The organism is Metabacillus litoralis, from assembly GCF_007994985.1.
GTDB classification, from domain to species: Bacteria; Bacillota; Bacilli; order Bacillales; family Bacillaceae; genus Metabacillus; species Metabacillus litoralis.
The window spans coordinates 1-17,954 of sequence record NZ_VOQF01000031.1 but is presented as its reverse complement, the minus strand read 5'-3'; the positions used below and the strand labels follow the sequence as shown (position 1 = coordinate 17,954).

Genomic DNA, 17,954 nt, shown 5'->3' with positions numbered 1-17,954 from the left:
ATGCCTGCCTGTCACGCAGGAGGTCGCGGGTTCGAGTCCCGTCCGGACCGCCATTTAATTTTTTTATGATTAATTTACACTACTAACTTTGTATAGTGTAAAAGGTTTTCAATAAGCGAAAAGGTCGAGAAAGCGACTGATCGAGCACCGGAGCGTATGTGAATACGTGAGGATGTGAGTGGAAGAGCTGACGAAGAGAATTGAAACTTAGTGGAAGCCGTAAACCTCATCTATCTTTGGATAGTGTAAAAGGGTTTCAATAAGCGAAAAGGTCGAGGAAGCGACAGAACGAGCACCGGAGCGTATGTGAATACGTGAGGATGTGAGTGAAAGAGCTGACGAAGAGATTTGAAGCTTAGTGGAAGCCGTAAACCTTATTGGCTCAGTAGCTCAGTTGGTAGAGCAATGGACTGAAAATCCATGTGTCGGCGGTTCGATTCCGTCCTGAGCCACCATTTTTAATTGAAACACTCACCCTACACGGAGGGGTAGCGAAGTGGCTAAACGCGGCGGACTGTAAATCCGCTCCTTAGGGTTCGGCAGTTCGAATCTGCCCCCCTCCACCAATGTTTTTTGCGTCAGCAAAATAACATACATTTACTATCTTACTGCAAAGCGGAAGTACAACGCATAGCAAAGACTTCAAAAGCTTACGAAATATAATCCTAATATAATGGCGGTTGTGGCGAAGTGGTTAACGCACCTGATTGTGGTTCAGGCATTCGTGGGTTCGATTCCCATCAGTCGCCCCATTTTGCGGGTGTAGTTTAGTGGTAAAACCTCAGCCTTCCAAGCTGATGATGAGGGTTCGATTCCCTTCACCCGCTCCAAATTAAAATGGGCCTATAGCTCAGCTGGTTAGAGCGCACGCCTGATAAGCGTGAGGTCGATGGTTCGAGTCCATTTAGGCCCACCATATTAATTGTTTGTTCCGCAGTAGCTCAGTGGTAGAGCTATCGGCTGTTAACCGATCGGTCGTAGGTTCGAGTCCTACCTGCGGAGCCATTTATTTTTCTGCTATACATAATTTTATTGTTATCATGTGCCTTTAGCTCAGCTGGATAGAGCAACGCCCTTCTAAGGCGTCGGTCAGAGGTTCGAATCCTCTAAGGCACGTTCAAAACTAATTCTAAAACTAGGATTAGTTTTTTTATTGCTTAAACAAGAATTACTACACTAATAAATCATAACAAGCTACAACACTTCTATTAAAGATTTTTGCAATAACTGCTGCTGTTTTAAATGCTTCTACTTTAATTAAAATCTAGACCCTAAACATCATTGTATTCACAATCCTCCCCTTGTTCTTTCTGAAAGCACTTCCAATAATTCTTTTCAACAACACTATCCAGGAGTATAATAAAACTTGAGAGAAACGACTGTATTTTTAATGTAATAGACCAATAGAAAGCTAGTAATAGGGAGTAAAAGGGGAGAGTCAGAGATGAAGAATTTTTATGAAAGTATGTATCAATTAATCGTAGAAACATCGACCAATTTACCTAAGGATGTAAGAAGAGCTATTGCTGCGGCAAAGCTTAAGGAAAGTGCTGGTACACGATCAGCGATGTCACTAGCAACAATCACAAACAATATTAAGATGGCTGATGATAATGTTTCACCGATATGTCAGGATACAGGTTTACCAACGTTTAAGTTAAAAGTTCCAGTTGGGGCAAATCAGATAGAAATAAAAAAAGAGATTAAAAGAGCGATTGAGCAAGCAACAAAGGATGGAAAGCTGAGACCAAACTCCGTTGACTCTATTTCTGGTGATAATAGTGGAGACAATCTTGGTGAAGGTACTCCTGTCATTAAATTTGAGCAGTGGGGAAAGGATTATATTGATGCTCGTCTTATTTTAAAAGGTGGCGGTTGTGAAAATAAAAATATTCAATATAGTCTACCATGTGAGCTTGAAGGGTTAGGTAAAGCTGGGCGTGATTTTGATGGTATACGCAAATGTATTATGCATTCAGTTTACCAAGCTCAAGGACAAGGCTGTAGTGCTGGCTTTATTGGTGTTGGAATAGGTGGAGATCGTACGAGTGGCTATGAGTTAGCGAAAGAACAGCTGTTTAGACGAGTAGATGATGTGAATCAACGTGAAGACTTACGAGAGCTTGAAGATTATGTAGTCAAGCATGCAAATGAATTAGGAATTGGTACAATGGGCTTTGGTGGAGAAACGACTTTACTTGGTTGTAAAATTGGGGTAATCAATCGTATTCCTGCTAGCTTCTTTGTATCAGTTGCTTATAATTGCTGGGCATATCGTCGTTTAGGAGTTATTGTTAATCCGGAAAATGGATCAATCAATGAGTGGATGTACCAAGATGGAGAAGATGTTGAGTTTTCACAGGATGAAGTTGCTGCTTCAAATGAAGAAACTCAACAATCAAAAGAAGTTGTTCTAGAAGCTCCAATTACAGAGGAGAAAATTAGAGAGTTAAAGGTTGGAGATGTTGTTCGTATTAATGGAATGATGTATACAGGACGTGACGCAATCCATAAATATCTTTCAGAAAATGATTCACCTGTTGATTTGAACGGTCAAGTTATTTATCATTGTGGACCTGTTATGATGAAGGATGAAGATGGAAACTACCATGTTAAAGCTGCTGGCCCAACAACAAGTATTCGTGAAGAGCCGTATCAAGGGGATATTATGAAGCGATTTGGAATTCGTGCTGTTATTGGTAAAGGTGGAATGGGACCCAAAACGTTGAAAGCACTTGGTGAGCATGGTGGAGTTTACTTAAATGCAATTGGTGGAGCTGCTCAATATTATGCAGATTGTATTAAATCAGTTGAGGGTGTTGATTTAATGCAATTCGGTATCCCAGAAGCAATGTGGCACTTGAAGGTAGAAGGTTTTACAGCAGTAGTAACAATGGATTCACATGGAAACAGTTTACATGCAGATGTTGATAAAAGTTCTTTAGAAAAACTTGCACAATTTAAAGAGCCTGTTTTTAAATAAAAAATATGAATCTAAAACTAGAAAATATATAGACAACTTGTAATGAATTTCTAATTTTAGAACGAAATGGGACATTTAAAGTCCTAATTAAACGTTTGTTTGACTAAAAACCTAGGAAAATTCCTGGGTTTTTTTGTTGTTAAAATATACGGAATCCTTGTGATATTAATAGCTATAAAAATAGCGATCTCAAATATAAGAAAATTTAAATTAATTACTTTATATAAAATATTGTTAAAAATATGTAAAATAGGGAGATTTTTCTCACCTACTAAGCTATAATCATATCTTGGGTGTCGAAAGACATATTTTTGACAAAAAATCAAAGGATTTGCTTAAAAGCGTCTGGGGGGATAGCTTTGTTACAGTTTATTGTAAAACGAAAGATTTTAGTTAGTTTAGTTACAGTTTTAGTATTAATTGTTGGTGGTTACTCTTTATTGAAGCTAGATAAGGAGCTTATGCCAGCAATAGAATTTGATGGTGCTTATGTTGATGTTAGCGCAGGAGAATTGTCTGCTATTGAGGTGGAACGAACAATTACAAATCCACTCGAGCAAAGAATTCAAGGAATTGATGGGGTAGAGGATACAAGTTCTACAACATCTGTTGGTAGAAGCAGTATTAATATTACGATTGAAACAGGAAGAGGAGACGAAGTTGCAAAAGAAATTGAAACTGTCGCTCAATCAACAACAGCAGATGTTACGGCTGTTACCGATGTTGTAACAGATCAATACGGAACAAGCCAGGCATATGAATTTTACATGGATGTCTCTAATGGTGATATGGATGTAATTACAGCATTTGCTGAGGATGTTTTAGAGCCTCGATTAGAAGTACTTCCAGAAGTTAGTGATGTTTCATTATCAGGAATTCAAGAGTATGAAATGGTTATTGAATTTGATCGTGATAAAGTATTAGAAAAGGGAATTGATGTCTCACAAGTAAGTGGTGTTATTCAACAAGGTAACAGTGAAGCAACTCTTGGAGAATTTAGTGAAGACCAAGATGCTCCAACTCTACGTTGGAATACAAAACTAACATCAGTAGAAGATATTGAAAATGTGCAAATTGCCACGAGTACTGGCTTTATTAAGTTAAAAGAAATTGCTTCGGTTTCGATGGAGCCATTAGAAAGCTCTTCATTTGTTTGGAAAAATGGAACAAAGGATTTTATATTTGTTCGAATAGGTCGAGTAGCTGATGTGACTCAAATCGAAATGGCGGCAGCTGTTCGTGAGGAAATAAAAAACATTGAAGATGAAGGTTTAATTAAAGATTTTGAATTAAATGAAATGGTTGCACAAGCAGATTATGTTCAAGAATCAATAGATGGAGTATCAAGCAATATTTTAATAGGTGGCCTAATTGCTGTTCTGATTTTATTGCTATTTTTGCGTAATATCCGTGCAACTATTATCGTTGGAATCTCAATACCGACTTCGATCCTTCTTACATTTTTATCAATGTGGGTGTTAAATTATAGCTTTAATATGTTAACTCTTATAGGGCTAGGATTAGGAATTGGGATGATGGTTGATTCTTCAATTGTTATTTTAGAGTCAATTTATCGAAAAAAAGAGCAGGGTCTTCGTCCATTAGAAGCTGTTGTTGAAGGAACAAAGGAAGTTGCATCAGCAGTTTTTGCTTCTATGCTTACAACAATTGTTGTATTTTTACCAGTAGGATTATTAGGTGGAGAAATGGGTCAGTTTATGATTCTGTTATCTGCTGTTGTGGCAATTACATTAATTAGTTCTGTTATTGTATCATTCACATTAATTCCAACATTATCGGAGAAATTCTTAAAACTAAGTAAAAAGCCTAAAGCTAAAGAAGGCCGTTTTATAAAGGGATATGGTGGATTAGTATCATGGGTTATTAAGAAAAAGCGTAATAGCATCATTATGGTTGTCATTTTCTTTTTAATGTTTGCGGGCTCACTGCTTTTAGTACCAAAGATACCAATGACAATTATGCCTGATGTATTCAATCGTTATTCTGAGTTAATGGTAGATCTGGAAACCGGCTTATCAGTTCAAGACAAGGAAGCAGTTGTAGAAAAAATTAATGAAAAGCTTTCTGCTATTGAAGATGTAGAGCAAAGTTATATTATGGATGAAGGAACAATGTTCTACACGATTATCAACATGACAAAAGGTGACGATATCGTTAAGGAACAAAAGGAAGTTAATGAAGAGATTATGAGTGCTTTACGTGAACTGGAAGAGAGCACACCAATTGATAGTATTCAAAGTGCAACATCAGCTGGTGGCGGGTATCCTGTTCAGCTTGAAATTAAAGGTGAAGATTTTGATGAACTTCAAAATATATCAGGTGACTTCATTCAGGAGCTTGAAAAAATAGAAGGAATTGTTGCAGTTAATAATTCAATTGAACGTACTTCTATAGAGCAGGTTGTGGAGCTTAAGGAAAGTGCAATTGATGATGCTGGTCTCACTCCTTTACAGATCCGACAATTTATTGAGCAAGCTTTTCTTAATATGCCGATAGGTGAAATAACAGTGGATGAAGTAAATGTTCCACTTATAATGAAATGGGATATTAGTACAAATCAGCAGGAATCATTATTGAAGTTAAAAGTTCCAACAAATGATGGTGAGAAAGAATTATCAAGCTTTGTTGAGTTGACAAGCGTTGATACTCCTAATGAAATTTCACATATTGATGGAGAACGCTTTGTCACAATTTCAGCAGATATTAAAGATAAAGATTTAGGAGCAATTAACCGTGATGTTCAATCGTTAATTGATGATTTTGAAACACCTACTGGATATACTGTATCTGTTGCAGGTGACTTAGAAGCGCAGCAAGAGCTTATACAAGATATGCTTCTCATCTTAGGAATTGCGATTTTCTTAGTTTACTTAGTAATGGCTGTTCAATTTAATAACTTGGCACACCCTATCGTTGTTATGTCAATTATTCCAATGACAGTTGTTGGTGTAGTTGCAGGATTATTTATCACTCAACGTGAGTTAAGTGTTATGTCTGGGATGGGAATTGTCATGTTAATTGGAATTGTTTTAAACAATGCAATTCTACTTATTGATCGCACAAATCAATTACGTAGAGAAGGACACGGTGTTAACGCGTCACTAGTTGAAGCGGGGAAAAACCGGATACGCCCTATCTTTATGACAACCTTAACAACAGCAGGTGGGATGCTACCACTTGCACTAGCTTCAGGAACATCGGGCAATTATCAAGCACCAATGGCGACAGCGATCATCTCTGGATTACTTTTTGCAACAATTATTACATTAGTATTAATTCCAGCTGTGTATCGTATTTTTAATAGTATTGGTAACGGATTTAATCGAATGTTTAAGAAAAAGAAAAAAGAAGTAGAGATTAAAGAAATAGCTAGTTAAATGAAAAGGTAAAAAAGGATCGAAATCATTATGATTTCGATCTTTTTTTGTAATTAGAAACAAATGAATATTGTATTTGGGTTGCCACAACAAGGGGAAATAACACCTGAAGAAAGTCCAGTGATGCTATTCTTTACTTTTTACAGGTAATTAGTTCAATTAGCAGCCATATTTCAGAAACGACTCATCAAAAAGGCTAAAAGTGCAAGTAAGTTAACGCAGAATGAACAAAATCAGTAAAAAGAAATTTGTGAAAACGCTAATACTTTAGCGTTGAAGTCCAATTTTTAAGATTTATCATCGATTCGGATTTCTGGAATTTATCGTCGATTTTCTAGATTTATCGTCGATTCTGCAAATTTATCAACGATTTTTCGATTTTATCATCGATTAGACGATTTTCGACAAATTCCCCTCGTTATTTCTAATATAACTAAAGACAAAATTTATGTGTTTTATTTGAGTGCATAAGGGTACTTTTTAAAGGAATAGTATGTAATAGGAAACTTATGCGGTTAATTTTAATAATGCTGTAAGAAAGGAGCTATATATGGATAAATTTTATAAAATTTCTTCAGATGAAGTGATGGAGAAGCTTAGTGTTACTCAAGATGGTCTAACAGATACTGAAGTGAAGAAAAGACAAGAGCAGTATGGATTTAATGAATTAGGAGAGCAGCATCGGAAGAGTACATTTAAGGTTTTTATGGAGCAATTTAAAGATTTTCTCGTTATTATTCTAATTGTTGCTGCTTTATTATCGGCGTTCCTAGGAAAGTTTGAGAGTACAATTGTTATTCTTGTTGTTGTCATGATCAATGCAATATTAGGGACTGTTCAGCATGTAAAAGCGGAGCAATCATTAAATAGCTTGAAAAATTTGTCTTCACCAACAGCAAAGGTTTTGAGAAATGGAGAAAAAGTTGAAATCCCCTCAAAAGAGATTGTGGTTGGAGATATTCTCTATTTAGATGCTGGTGATTACATAAGTGCTGATGGAAGAATTATTGAAAGTCATAGCTTACAGGTTAATGAAAGCTCCTTAACTGGTGAATCTATTAGTGTTTTAAAATCAATCGAGCCGATAAATGAGGATGATGTATCGATTGGTGATAAAAAGAATATGGCATTTTCTGGTAGTTTCGTTACATACGGAAGAGGTGTTTTAGTTGTAACAGATATTGGGCAGAAAACGGAAATTGGTAAAATTGCAAACTTGATGGAAAGTGCAAAAGAAAAGAAAACACCACTTCAAGCTAATCTCGATAATTTTGGTAAGAAGCTTGCGATTGCGATTATCATCATTGCACTGATTATATTTGTCATAGATATCATTAGAGGAAGAACACTTATTGATTCCTTTATGTTTGCTGTAGCTTTAGCTGTAGCTGCAATTCCTGAAGCTTTAAGCTCAATTGTTACGATCGTTTTAGCATTTGGTACACAAAAAATGGCGAAAGAAAATGCGATCATACGGAAATTGCATGCTGTTGAGAGTCTAGGAAGTATATCTGTTATCTGTTCTGATAAAACAGGTACACTTACACAAAACAAAATGACTGTTCAGCAAGTATTTTTAGATAATAAAGTTAAAGATCAAGATCAATTAGAGCTCAATAATCCTTTTCAAAAATATTTTTTAGAAATGCAATTACTATGTAATGATGCAACTACTACAAATGAAAAAGAAATCGGAGATCCAACAGAGATTGCACTTGTAAATTATGCTGAAGATAGTTATAACATGGATGAAGCGGAAATTAGAAAAAAATACCCAAGATTAAAAGAAGTGCCATTTGATTCTGATCGAAAATTAATGAGCACCGTAAATAAGGTAGATGGGAAATCTAAGCTACACACTAAAGGTGCGTTAGATGTTTTATTAGATCGTGTTGTGAAAATGGAGACATCTGAAGGAATTATAGATTTTACAAATGAACACCGAAAACAGATTGAAGAGGTTAACCACTCTTTTTCTGAAAATGGATTACGTGTACTAGCTTTTGCTTACAAAGAGGTGAGTGAAGCTTCGCAAATTTCAACAGAAGATGAACATGATCTAATTTTCATCGGATTAACGGCTATGATGGATCCTCCTAGAGAGGAGTCAAAAGGAGCTGTAGAACGATGTATTGCAGCAGGTATAAAACCAGTTATGATAACAGGTGACCATAAAATAACAGCTTCTGCGATTGCTAAGCAGATTGGAATTTTCAAAGAAGGAGATAAAGCTGTTGAAGGGTATGAGCTTGAAAAGATCAGTGATGAAGAGCTTAAAAATATGGTCGAGGATATCTCTGTTTATGCAAGGGTTTCCCCTGAGCATAAAATACGAATTGTCCGGGCTTGGCAGGAAAAGGGAAATATTGTTGCCATGACAGGTGATGGTGTTAATGATGGTCCTGCATTAAAGCAAGCTGATATTGGAATTGCTATGGGGATAACAGGAACAGAGGTTGCTAAAGATGCATCTTCCATGGTGTTAACAGATGATAATTTCTCAACAATTGTTAAAGCTGTTGCAAACGGCAGAAGCATTTATGCGAATATTAAAAACTCCATTCGATTTTTATTAGCTGGAAATACAGCAGGGATCCTTTCTGTCCTTTATGCAACAATTGGTGCTTTACCAGTCCCATTTGCTCCTGTACATCTGTTATTTATTAATTTACTAACAGATAGCTTACCTGCAATTGCGATTGGTTTAGAGCCTCATAATAAACATGTTATGGAAGAGAAGCCACGAGATGTTACTACTCCTCTTTTAAATAAGGTTTTTGCATCTCGCTTAGTAGTAGAAGGATCTTTAATTGCTGTGGCAACGATGATAGCCTTTCATATTGGATTAACAACGGATGCACTAACAGCTAGTACAATGGCTTTTGCAACATTATGTTTGGCACGCTTATTTCATGGCTTTAATGCGAGATCAAGGCAGTCTATTTTTAAGGTTGGATTGTTTTCAAATCTATATTTAATAGCAGCCGTCATAATTGGAGTGGTTCTACTACAGCTCGTTTTATTAGTAGAACCATTACAAGGAGTTTTCGAGGTTGCGTCATTAACAGCAGAACAGTTTGGTTATGTATATGGACTTGCGTTGATGCCACTAGTGCTTATTCAACTTTATAAATTGATTTTTGTGAAATAACTAATTTTTTATAAATTAGCCTTGTTTTTCAAATTCATTTGGGAAACAGGGCTTTATTAGTAGCAATGTTTGTGATAACAGCATGATAAGATGAATGGAAGTTATTTTCAGTATGGAATTTCTCTCTAAATCAACAATATAAATAATACTAAAATTAGGGAGAGAATGATGATGAAAAAATGGTTTGTTATAGTCAGTTTATTTTGTCTATTTTTTCTTTCAATGAAGCCTGCTTATGCAGAATCAAATAAACCAATACATTGGGGTTTTAAGAAAAGTCAAAATCATGAACCAGCATCTGCAGGTCAAGAGTTAGATGAGCTACTTGGTAAATATGGTTCATTTTATTTGGGAGATACGTCAAAAAAAGAAATTTACCTAACTTTTGATAATGGATATGAAAATGGCTATACAAGTAAGGTTTTAGATGTGTTAAAAAAGCGAAAAGTACCGGCAACATTTTTTATTACAGGACATTATTTAGATACTGAGGCCGATTTAGTACAGAGAATGGTGAAGGAAGGTCATATTGTTGGAAATCATTCCTGGTATCATCCTGATCTAACTAAACAGAGTGATGAAGAGCTGAAAAAAGAGCTAGAATCTGTGAGGCTAAAAGTAGAAGAAATAACGGATCAAAAAGGCATGAGCTATCTTAGACCACCAAGAGGTATATTTAGTGAACGGGTTTTATCTCATGCGAAAGATTTAGGCTACACATCTGTTTTTTGGTCATTAGCTTTTGTTGATTGGAAAATTGATTCACAAAAAGGCTGGAAATATTCTTACGATAATATTATGAAGCAAATCCACCCGGGAGCTATTTTATTACTGCACACCGTATCAAAGGATAATGCTGAAGCTCTTGATCATGCCATTGTTGAATTAGAAAAACAGGGCTACCAATTTAAAAGCTTAGATGATTTGATGATGAATAAGATGCTTGATCATCCATATTTATTAACCCTTTGAATTGATCAAAGGGTTTTTTAAAATCGTACTTCTTACGGGATTTACGCTTTGTTAACTATGAAATGATATAATAGCTTTAAAAGCAGCAAAGGAAGAGAAATAATGTGGGTTGAAACTGTTTCGCTTGAAGGGCCCTATCATTTTGACCATGTTCTTGATCGATTATCTATGGATCCGGTTATTTCATTGGATATAGTAGAAAGAAGTGTAAAGGTTCCATTAGTGATCAATCATAACCCCTATGTATTTACGATAAAAGCAATTGGTACAATAGAAGAACCAAGATTTGAGATTAGTGGTCATGATGAAAAAATCAGGATTCGTGCATTAACTGAAATAAATCGAATTTTTCAGTGGGATTTTTCTCTTAAGACAATCATTTCACATTTTCTAGAAACAAATCTTTCTCAAATATTTTCTATGCATGCTGGTACTCCACTTGTGTTGGAGTTTGATCTTTATAGTTGTTTAATGAAAAGTATTATTCATCAACAGCTGAATTTAAAATTTGCTCATACGTTAACAAATAGATTTGTGACAAGCTTTGGTTATCAAGTTGATGATGTTTGGTTTTATCCTTTACCAGAGGAAATTGCTCAGCTAGATTATGAGCAGCTAACAAATCTACAATTTAGTAAAAGAAAAGCGGAGTATGTTATTGATACATCAAGATTAGTAGCAAATGGTACGTTAAATTTAAAGAAATTGGATATGCTTTCAGATGATGAGGTTGTAAAAGAATTAGTGAAGGTTCGTGGTATTGGTCCTTGGACAGCTCAAAGTTTATTACTTTCTGGCCTTGGTCATCCTAACCTTTTCCCAAAAGCAGATATTGGTATTCAAAAAGCGATTCAAAAGCATTTCAAACTTGAGAAAAAGCCAACAAGTGAAGAAATGGACATATATAGTGAAAAATGGACTCCTTATTTGAGTTATGCCACTTTGTATTTGTGGAGAAGCATTGAGTAGAAACGGAGCGTTAATAGATGAACGAAAAAAAGCAAGAAACAGCAATAAAATTAACAACAGGTCAAACTTTTCCGTTAACGATTAAACGATTAGGTATTAACGGAGAAGGAGTTGGTTATTTCAAAAGACAGGTTGTTTTTGTTCCTGGTGCATTACCAGGAGAAGAGGTGCTTGTAGAAGCAACAAAAATTCAAGCGAAGTTTGCTGAAGGTAAAGTGAAGAAAATTCGTAAATCTTCTCCATTTCGTGTGAAACCACCTTGTCCGATTTATGAAGAATGTGGAGGCTGTCAGCTTCAGCATTTATCTTATGATCAGCAGTTAAAAGAAAAGCGTGACATTGTTGTTCAATCAATAGAGCGTCACACAAAGTTAAAGCTTAGTTCACTAGACATTCGCCAAACGATTGGGATGGAAGATCCGTGGAGTTATCGCAACAAAAGTCAATTCCAGCTTGGCCAGCAAAAGGGAAAGGTAATCGCAGGTTTATATGGCTTAGATTCGCATAGACTTGTACCAATCCAAAATTGTATGGTGCAGCATCCATTAACAAACAAAGTCTCAGAAGGAATAAAGCAAATTCTCGAAGACTTTCAAGTACCAATTTATGACGAACGAAAGAGAAAAGGGATCGTTCGTACGATCGTTACACGTGCAGGCTTTACAACTGGTGAAGTGCAAGTTGTGTTAATTACAACCCAAAAAGAAGTACCTAGGAAAAAGCTAATTATGGCTGAAATTCAAAAAAGATTTCCTGAAGTAAAATCACTTGTTCAAAACATAAATGGAAACAAAACATCACTTATTTTTGGTGAAAAAACAATTCATCTCAGTGGTGAAGAGGTCATTCAAGAAACACTTGGAGACTTAAGCTTCGAGCTATCTGCTCGTGCATTTTTTCAATTAAATCCTGTACAAACTGTAAAGCTTTATGATGAAGTTAAAAAAGCTGCGAGTTTAACTGGTGAAGAAAAAATTGCTGATGCATATTGTGGAGTTGGAACAATCGGTATGTGGCTTGCAAAGGATGCTAGTGAAGTACGAGGTATGGATACAATTGAAGCTGCAATTATTGATGCACAAGAAAATGCTGCTCGCCATGGTATAGAGAACGCGACCTATGTAACAGGTACGGCTGAGCACTGGTTACCAAAGTGGGTAAATGAAGGCTGGCGTCCTGATGTTGTAGTTGTTGATCCACCACGTACTGGCTGTGATCAAAAATTGCTTGATGCAATTAAGCAAGTAAAGCCAAAGAAGTTTGTGTACGTTTCCTGTAATCCATCAACACTGGCAAAGGATATTGATTATCTAAGTAAAGATTATAAGGTTGAATATATTCAGCCTGTAGATATGTTCCCACATACAGCACATGTTGAGAATGTTGCGTTGCTAGTGAAAAAGTAAGATAGATTTGAAACAAATATGTCGAGTTCGAGAATGAGTCAAGGTTCTCGGACTTTTGGCTGCTTTTTGAAACAGCTTAAATCAGCTCAAAGCAGAGAAGTATATACGGAGGTTTATTATGGATAATAACGATATATTAATTAGAGTAAGATATGCTTTAGATATAAAAAATAATGATATGGTAGAAATGTTTAAGCTTGGTGGAGTAGATGTTACAAAAGAAGAAGTGCTTAAAATTTTAACAAAATCTAAGGACAAAGATGATCATGATTATGAATATGACGAAGATGTTGATGTTGAAGATGAGGATCATATTCGATGTGATAACATTATGTTAGAGTCATTTTTAAACGGCTTTATTACGTTTAACAGAGGCAAACAAGATCCAAAGCCAGGACAACCTCAAAGGCCTGAAATGACTATTAAAAGTCATGCGAATGTTAACAATGTTGTTCTAAAAAAACTAAAAATAGCACTAGCATTAACAAGTGAAGATATCCAAGACATATTAGCAGAAGCAGGAGTTACTATCACAAAAAGTGAACTAGGTGCTCTCCTTCGAAAAGAAGGACATAAAAACTATAAAGAATGTGGAGACAAATACGCGAGGAACTTCTTGAAAGGCCTGGCGATTAGGTATCGGAATTAATTGTTGTCTGTCCCTCAATCCGTTAACGTGTTAACGGATTGAGGGATATTTTTATAGGGTAGGTTTAGGAATAGAATTTAAATTATTTAAAAGCATATGGTTCCAAACAAAAATATAAATAATGGTTCTCTGTAGCATTAATCTAACAATTTTCACGTTTCGACAAAAGTCGGGGCGTGACAGGCACCGTATCCTGCAACGAAGCCCTGTATTGACCTGGTGTTGTTCCAGTCCATTTTTTAAATGCATGGTGAAAGACGCTTGGTTCTGAGTAATGTAGTAAATAGGCTACTTCAGCTACTGAGTATTCTCGCTTTCTTAAGTAATTCATGGCAAGTTCCTTTCGCACATTTGTTGCTAGATCATTATACGAAGTTGCTTCAGCTTTTAATTTATTTTGTAGTGTTCTCGTGCTTATACTGAAGGCTTTAGCAGTTTCTTCTAAGCACGGTAAATAAGAGGGAATGCACTTTTTCATCCACTTTAATACTTCGTCTGTAAACAATTCGGACTTTATTAAATCATCTTTATTTTCTTGAGCAATAGCTTCAAAAGTTGCCAATAGTTTTGGATCTGAATACAGAACCTTATATGTTAGCACTTCTTTACTCATACAAAGAATATTTTCTTTACTGTTAAAGGTAGGAGTAATTCCGAAAAATGAAAGATGTGTATCCATATTACACGGTGAAGGATGTGTAAAATGAAGTTCATGCAATTTTATTGGTTTGTTACTTAATGTTCTAAATAATCGATACAACGAGCTAGTCATATCCTCTACACAATGATGAGACAATGTTTCAGCACCATCTGAAAACAATCGAATAAACACTTTATTATCTTGATCCTCCCAATCTAGGTTGAATCCACTACATAAGATCACATTATACCTTTGATAGGCAATAAGAGCATCTTCTATTGTGTTAGAGTGTAACATTACATAACCAAGAATCCCCATATCTGCAATATCCATTATTTGTCCTTGGTGTAAACCAAAATAGTCATCCTTTGTATAAGCTGCAGCTCTAAGAATTAATTGTTCAAATTCCTTTCCCGTAATACGAGCTTCAACATCCTCTAATAAAGCTTTATTAAACTTAGCATATTTGAAAAAATCATCGAAATCATAGCCTTTGTGAACAAGAGTTTTCATGATTGGATAAACCATAGAAATGGCAATTCCTTGGTTTTGCAAAATCTATTCCTCCTTTACATGATTCATCAAGATATATGCGTAAATGATCATTTTTAAAAACAATAAAACAGTTTAAGTTTATTATAGATTATTGTTTAAAGGAGGAATACAAGGATGAAAAGGAATATGTTAATTATAGTTGGTCATCCAGATACTGAGAGCTTCTGTACCGCTCTTTCTGAAGCTTATATGAAAGGTGCATTAAGTGATATAAACGTAAATGTAGAAAGAATTGAAATAGGAAAACTAATTTTTGATCCTAATTTGAAGTTTGGCTATCGAAAAAGAGTTGAGCTTGAGGATGATTTAATGAACGCACAGCAATTAATCAGTTGGGCTCATCATCTGGTTTTTGTGTATCCTACATGGTGGGGCACTATGCCGGCTATATTAAAGGGATTCATTGATCGCATATTTTTACCGGGATTTGCTTTTAAATACAGAGAAAATTCGATTCAATGGGATAAGCTGCTTAAAGGGAAATCAGCTCATCTAATTGTTACAATGGACACACCTTCATGGTATAACAAATGGATTTATAGGCATGCGGGGCATAAAGTGATGAAGAAAAACATCTTAGAGTTTTGTGGGATTTCTCCAATTCGAGTAACTGAAATAGGACCAGTTAAAGATTCTTCTATGAAAGATCGTACTAAATGGTTAGATCAAGCAAAACAATTAGGGGCTTTAGGTAGATAAATCAATTGTTAGCCCTAATAAAGTAGGGTGGGAATTTTAGATATAAGATATATTTGAATATGCAGCAATTCCTTTTCTTGTCTTGGAAAAATCTATTCGACAAAATTCGGGTAGTGACAGGCACAACAAAATAATGTAAGATAAAATAAATAAACGAGAGATTTTATTTAACCTTTTATCATTACAGGGACTTTAGCTTGTTGTTGAAATGTAGTGTTTTGACTGCAAGAAAAGGTTGCTGTGAATATAACAGGTTAGAAATAAGATAAATCGGTGTATTTCTTGGCTAGGAAACTAGTTTTGGGAAATAGACCGATTTTTTGTTTTAGGAGGGGATTTATATGAAGAAGTCAAAAGGTACTATTGAATCGGAAATTAGCAAAGCAATAACTCAATGGGAAAAGGATTTTCTTGGACGTGGATCAATAACAGTGAAGACTGATATTTTACGGAATATGATTATTATTAATTTGCATGGTATTTTAACTCCTGCTGAGTATGCTGTTTGTGAAACAAAAGATGGAATATTATCAATAAAGAAAGTGAGAGCAGATATGGTTGAGTCAGGTATCGATGATCTTAAAGCGATCGTATCCTCCATCACTGGAGAAGAAGTGAAAACCTTTCATACAGATATAAGTACATGCACCGGAGAACGTGTGATGGTATTTAAGCTTTGCAAGGATTATGAAAAAACATTTAATGCGTCAGAATAAGGGAGATCTTTAAAGGACTATTAGTTAGTTAAAGATAAACCGGCAATTTCAGTATGTTTGTGGATAACTCCATAAACATCTGATGTTGTCGGTTTTTTATTATAAAAAATCTTAATTAGGAGGGAACTTAATGACTGAAATTATCCTACACAATTTATTATCACCAGTTGTTTTATTTTTTGTATTAGGACTCATTGCGGCTATTTTTAAGTCTGACTTAAAATTTCCCAATGGATTAAGTGAAGGGCTCAGTATCTATCTATTAATTGCTATAGGAATAAAAGGGGGAATTGAGCTATCTCATTACTCAATTCAATCAGTGCTTGGACCAATAGTAGGAGCATTATTTTTGGGGATAATCATTCCCTTTATCACGCTTTTCATATTAAAGCTAATGAAAATGGATTTGAAAAACTCGATAGGCTTAGCAGCAACCTACGGCTCGATAAGCATTGTTACATATGGAGCGGCGATTTCATTTCTTGACAAAAATGGAACAGCTTATGAAGGGTTTATGAATGCATTGGTAGTTCTTATGGAAAGCCCGGCAATCTTAGTTTCACTGCTACTGTTAAAAACGCTAGAAAATAAGAATAGTGGTTTAGTACTTTCTACTCGTAATATCGGGTTTGTGCCAGCTTATGCAAATTTGTTTGATAAAGAAGTTATTCGAGAAAGCCTTTTTGGAAAAAGCATCTTACTTCTAGTAGGAAGTATGTTGATAGGCTGGGTGCTGGGTGAACGTGCAGTACCAATGGTGAAGCCGTTATTTATGGATTTATATAGTAGTGTTTTAATTCTGTTTCTATTGAATATGGGATTGATTGCAGGACAGCGATTGCCTGAAGTTAAAAAGCATGGAATGAAATTAGTTCTTTTTGGACTTCTTACACCAGTATTATTTGGTAGCTTAGGAGTTCTTGTTGGAAGCATGGTTGGATTATCTCTAGGCGGTGTGACATTAATGGGAGTTTTAGCAGGAAGTGCATCTTATATAGCGGCACCTGCTGCATTAAAAACGTCTGTTCCAGAAGCAAATCCATCTATATATTTAGGTCTAGCATTAGGAATAACTTTTCCGTTCAATTTAATTATTGGGATACCTGTTTTTTATGAACTAGCAAAATGGATACAATAGGAGGAAGCAAAATGACAACATTAAATCATTCATCTCAAAAAAAATCATTGGTTATAACAGGTGTTAATGAAGATACAAGGTTATTGGTTCAAAAAATTACAAATAAAAAGTTAGAGGATTTAGTTATCTTAAGCAGCTTTGGTTCTGTTATTTCACAGCCCTTTGGATGTTTAATGAGGAATATTATTTTAGCTACTTATAAGGAAGATATTGATGGGATCTATATCTTTGGAGAAAACACAAGTGTAGAAGAAGCAATGAGTAAGGAAAAATTAGTAGAGAATATTCAAGCTACTGGTGTTGCAGAGGAAGTATTAAAGACTCTTAATTATATTGATGTTGTAAATCATGATTTACTAAATTGGTTAGCAGGACCTACAGATATAAAAGAAACAATTAAAACTAATATAGAATTAGTAAAAAATCATCCGCTTATTTTGAAAACAATTCCTATTTATGGATATTTAGTGGATGTGGAAACTGGTGAATTTGATGTTGTTTCGTAAGACTTTGGTGTAAATAGGGACAGGCAATTTCTAAGGAATTGGAGTGAACTTAGAAATTGTGCCTGTTCCTTTTTAATATTATCTTAGTAGTGATTTTTCGACAAAAACTGGGTGGTGACAGTGATTGACCCCCTTATAATGGACATATAAGTTATGATAAAGATACGACAAA

At 35.3% G+C, this 17,954-nt stretch carries 12 protein-coding genes and 7 tRNA genes; 18 read left to right on the top strand and 1 reads right to left on the bottom strand.

Translation table 11 applies throughout. From position 1 onward, the window contains the following. The first annotated feature begins 379 nt into the window (after window positions 1-379). The 14 genes from FS935_RS22605 (at window position 380) to FS935_RS22540 (ending at window position 13,528) form a co-directional block, all read left to right on the top strand. Window positions 380-455 (top strand) — tRNA-Phe (locus FS935_RS22605). A gap of 27 nt (window positions 456-482) precedes the next feature. Beyond that, window positions 483-566 (top strand) — tRNA-Tyr (locus tag FS935_RS22600). Between the two features lie 110 nt (window positions 567-676). Further along, a tRNA-His gene (locus tag FS935_RS22595) sits at window positions 677-752 on the top strand. 4 nt (window positions 753-756) lie between these two features. Then, a tRNA-Gly gene (locus FS935_RS22590) sits at window positions 757-830 on the top strand. Window positions 831-839: 9 nt separating this feature from the next. Further along, window positions 840-916, top strand: a tRNA-Ile gene (locus tag FS935_RS22585). Between the two features lie 14 nt (window positions 917-930). Beyond that, window positions 931-1,005, top strand: a tRNA-Asn gene (locus FS935_RS22580). Between the two features lie 37 nt (window positions 1,006-1,042). Continuing rightward, window positions 1,043-1,116, top strand: a tRNA-Arg gene (locus FS935_RS22575). A gap of 328 nt (window positions 1,117-1,444) precedes the next feature. Then, window positions 1,445-2,983 carry a fumarate hydratase gene (locus FS935_RS22570; protein ID WP_146950866.1) on the top strand — a complete coding sequence of 513 codons (1,539 nt, stop codon included), beginning with the start codon at window positions 1,445-1,447 and terminating at the stop codon, window positions 2,981-2,983. Window positions 2,984-3,342: 359 nt separating this feature from the next. Beyond that, window positions 3,343-6,381, top strand: a complete 3,039-nt coding sequence (locus FS935_RS22565; RefSeq protein ID WP_338036945.1) for an efflux RND transporter permease subunit — start codon at window positions 3,343-3,345, stop codon at window positions 6,379-6,381. Between the two features lie 550 nt (window positions 6,382-6,931). Next, window positions 6,932-9,532 (top strand): calcium-translocating P-type ATPase, PMCA-type, encoded by a 2,601-nt coding sequence (locus FS935_RS22560; RefSeq protein WP_146950865.1) that lies wholly within the window; start codon window positions 6,932-6,934, stop codon window positions 9,530-9,532. 171 nt (window positions 9,533-9,703) lie between these two features. Continuing rightward, entirely contained in the window at window positions 9,704-10,504 is an 801-nt protein-coding gene (pdaA, locus tag FS935_RS22555; RefSeq protein ID WP_146950864.1) for a delta-lactam-biosynthetic de-N-acetylase, read from the top strand. 102 nt (window positions 10,505-10,606) lie between these two features. Next, window positions 10,607-11,473: a DNA-3-methyladenine glycosylase family protein gene (locus tag FS935_RS22550; RefSeq protein WP_146950863.1), complete on the top strand. Its 867-nt coding sequence runs from the start codon at window positions 10,607-10,609 to the stop codon at window positions 11,471-11,473. Window positions 11,474-11,490: 17 nt separating this feature from the next. Then, window positions 11,491-12,879 carry a 23S rRNA (uracil(1939)-C(5))-methyltransferase RlmD gene (rlmD, locus tag FS935_RS22545; RefSeq protein ID WP_146950862.1) on the top strand — a complete coding sequence of 463 codons (1,389 nt, stop codon included), beginning with the start codon at window positions 11,491-11,493 and terminating at the stop codon, window positions 12,877-12,879. Window positions 12,880-12,997: 118 nt separating this feature from the next. Further along, window positions 12,998-13,528, top strand: coding sequence for a YehS family protein (locus FS935_RS22540; protein ID WP_146950861.1), 531 nt, complete (start codon window positions 12,998-13,000; stop codon window positions 13,526-13,528). Between the two features lie 142 nt (window positions 13,529-13,670). Here the strand turns inward: FS935_RS22540 and FS935_RS22535 are convergent, their stop codons facing one another. Further along, the gene (locus tag FS935_RS22535; protein WP_146950860.1) at window positions 13,671-14,723 is read right to left on the bottom strand and encodes an AraC family transcriptional regulator; all 1,053 of its coding nucleotides are present in this window, start codon (window positions 14,721-14,723) and stop codon (window positions 13,671-13,673) included. 114 nt (window positions 14,724-14,837) lie between these two features. Between FS935_RS22535 and FS935_RS22530 the strand changes: the two genes are divergently transcribed. The 4 genes from FS935_RS22530 (at window position 14,838) to FS935_RS22515 (ending at window position 17,782) form a co-directional block, all read left to right on the top strand. Further along, a complete protein-coding gene (locus FS935_RS22530) occupies window positions 14,838-15,422 on the top strand; it encodes an NAD(P)H-dependent oxidoreductase (protein ID WP_146950859.1) in 585 nt (194 codons plus the stop codon). A gap of 341 nt (window positions 15,423-15,763) precedes the next feature. Continuing rightward, a complete protein-coding gene (locus FS935_RS22525) occupies window positions 15,764-16,138 on the top strand; it encodes a Na-translocating system protein MpsC family protein (RefSeq protein WP_146950858.1) in 375 nt (124 codons plus the stop codon). Between the two features lie 130 nt (window positions 16,139-16,268). Further along, window positions 16,269-17,276, top strand: coding sequence for a sodium-dependent bicarbonate transport family permease (locus FS935_RS22520; RefSeq protein ID WP_146950857.1), 1,008 nt, complete (start codon window positions 16,269-16,271; stop codon window positions 17,274-17,276). A gap of 11 nt (window positions 17,277-17,287) precedes the next feature. Continuing rightward, window positions 17,288-17,782 carry a carbonic anhydrase gene (locus FS935_RS22515; RefSeq protein ID WP_146950856.1) on the top strand — a complete coding sequence of 165 codons (495 nt, stop codon included), beginning with the start codon at window positions 17,288-17,290 and terminating at the stop codon, window positions 17,780-17,782. The last annotated feature ends 172 nt before the right edge of the window (window positions 17,783-17,954 follow it).